This window comes from Ruegeria sp. CE12 (assembly GCF_056537525.1).
On record NZ_JBQFRS010000058.1, the window covers coordinates 1 to 961 of the forward strand.

The 961-nt window shown below is 55.4% G+C and carries 2 protein-coding genes; both read right to left on the minus strand.

What is annotated here, in order from left to right; translation table 11 throughout:
- On the minus strand, positions 1 to 186 hold a 186-nt coding region (locus ACR0IO_RS23100; protein ID WP_480745196.1), incomplete at its 3' end, for a methylenetetrahydrofolate reductase.
- A gap of 2 nt (positions 187 to 188) precedes the next feature.
- The coding region (locus ACR0IO_RS23105) for a class I SAM-dependent methyltransferase (protein WP_480745199.1) at positions 189 to 961 on the minus strand (773 nt) is incomplete at its 5' end.

The window sequence follows — 961 nt, forward strand, 5'->3', positions numbered from 1 at the left end:
ACGGGTTGACCCGCCAGCCCCATAGGTCACAGAAACAAAACTTGGCGCAAGCGGCTCCAACCGCTTGATGGATGACCAAAGCTGTTGCTCCATTTTTTCGCTTTTAGGCGGAAAGAACTCAAAGGACACAGAGATCTTAGAGGCGCCGCCGCGGGTTTCACCACGGTCAATGCGATGTTCGCTCATTTTTAAGCAAGCTCCTTGGTCGGATCAGCAACAGGCCAGTCGGTCACAACACGGCGGTCCTGCGCGAGCCAAAGGGTAACAGTGAGTTTGTCAGAGGCCCCATCTTCAGGGCCAAGATCCGTGGTCTCCAGAAGATCCAGATCAGCGTCCGCCAGCCAGCGACCCACTTGCTCCTGAGAAAAGCCAAGACGCCGATGCGCGTGCTTCTCCCGCAGGAATTCCAGATTGTGCGGTGCAAAGTCGACAAGAAGAAGACGTCCACCCGCGCGTAATGTGCGGGCCGCTTCCTGAATTGCCCGGCCCGGCTCTTCCAGATAATGCAGCACTTGATGCACAACAGTGAGGTCTGCCGTATCGGGAGGAAGTGGCAGAGCGTAAATATCACCTTGGCGCACCTGTGCTTTTTGAATGCCAGCCCGGTCCAGATTAGCGCGGGCAACCGATAGCATGCTCTGACTGGTATCAATGCCAATGCCACGGTCATACTGCGTGCTAAACAACTCCAGCAATCGGCCTGTACCCGTACCCAGATCAAGCAGTGTATGGATGGCTTTACCACCCACCAGACCGCACATCGCGGCTTCCACTGAAGCTTCCGGAGCATAAAGACTACGCTCTTTGTCCCAGTTCTTGGCACGGGTTGCAAAAAATGCCTCAGCTTCCTCAGCCTTCGCTTTGCGCAAAGACATCAGACGCTCATGATCAGCTGCAAGGATGGGATCACCCGTATGACATTGTTCAACAATGCGCCGGGCAAGTGCAGCTGGCCCACTTT